Annotated in this window: 2 protein-coding genes; both read right to left on the bottom strand. The window is 67.2% G+C overall.

All coding sequences use genetic code 11. The features are described 5' to 3' along the window. Positions 1-335 (bottom strand): hypothetical protein (locus D2V17_RS05790; protein WP_220474075.1); only part of this gene is annotated, 335 nt, incomplete at its 3' end. Next, positions 332-1264: a DUF58 domain-containing protein gene (locus D2V17_RS05785; RefSeq protein WP_119592148.1), complete on the bottom strand. Its 933-nt coding sequence runs from the start codon at positions 1262-1264 to the stop codon at positions 332-334. The genes D2V17_RS05785 and D2V17_RS05790, both read right to left, overlap by 4 nt. Positions 1265-1315: the final 51 nt, after the last annotated feature.

Genomic DNA, 1315 nt, shown 5'->3' with positions numbered 1-1315 from the left:
GTTGCGGGTGCGCCATCGCCCGCCCCCATGCCCGGCCCGGTGTCGAGATAGAACGTGACCATCGCCCCCTGATCCGGCCCCGTGCGAACGGGATCGGCGAAGGCCGTCCACAGCAATCCTGCCAGCACCACAGCAAGGAGATAGGCCCAGAGGTGGCGCAGCGGGCGATCCAGCACCCTTGCTGGCGCCATGCGTATCGCCTCTGCCCACAGCATCGCCCCCGGAAGCACGATGGTGCGCGGCGCAGGGCGCAGGCGTTGCAGCAACAGCAACACACCGGCAATAGCCAGTGCGCCAAGAGCGAATGCCCAGAGCGGAAGGCCAGCCAAGGTCATGCCCGCATCCCATCCCCGAACAGGATCGGAAGCTGGTCGATCACCGGCACGGCGCAGTCGATCCGGGCAAGGCCCGTGCCATGCGCCGCGGCGAAACGGACGAGGCGCTCGGAAAAGGTGGTATAGGCCTCGCGATAGGCGTCGAGCACCTCTGCCGACATCGTGGCGGCGACCGCCTCGCCGCCTTCGCCGCTGGCGATGGCAATATCGCTGTCGGCTTCGAAGGTCGGGTGAAGCTGCGGTTCGGCGTCGTAATCGCGCACCATCTGCACCAGCATCGTGCGATGCGGCAAGCGCGACAGCGCCGCCAGCGCTGCATCGAGGCCGCCGTCGGCAAAGAAGTCGGAAATCACCACCAGCAAGCCCGGCCGCAGCCCCGACTTGCCCAGTCGCGTGGCCGCATCCGCCAGGTCAGTCGTACCCTGCGGGCTCGCCTGTGAAAGAAAGTCCGCCACCCGCGTGAGCATGCTGCGCCCCGAAAGGCTGCGGCTATGCACCAGCAGCCGATCGGCGAAGCTATGGAGCGACACCGTATCGTGCTGAGCCAGCGCCACACCTGCCACCGCCAGCGCCGCGCGCAGCCCCGCCGCGATGCGGGGCGGGTCTTCGGCGAACATCGAGCCCGAGCAATCGACCAGCACGTGCACCGGCAGATCGTGATGCTCCTCGAACACCCTGACGAAGGTCTTGCCGATACGGCGGTAGATGTTCCAGTCGATCGTCCGCAGATCATCGCCCGCGACATAGGGTTTGAAATCGGCGAAATCGGTGCCCTGACCGCGAGCGGTCGTGCGCTGGTCGGCGAGCCTGCGGCCGCGCTGCGTACGCCCGAGCCGCAGCGCATAGCTATCGATCCGCGCGAGGAAGGCCGGATCGAGCAGATCTTCGCGCGAAGGCACGCTTCGGGTGGAGAAATGGCGTTCGGTCATTGCCCGCCATCCGGTGCGAACCAGTCGCGCAGCAATTGCGTTTCGCGCTCG

The sequence above is a fragment of the Aurantiacibacter xanthus genome (assembly GCF_003584015.1).
Classification (GTDB): Bacteria; Pseudomonadota; Alphaproteobacteria; order Sphingomonadales; family Sphingomonadaceae; genus Alteraurantiacibacter; species Alteraurantiacibacter xanthus.
This window is presented reverse-complemented; position numbering and strand designations above follow the sequence as displayed.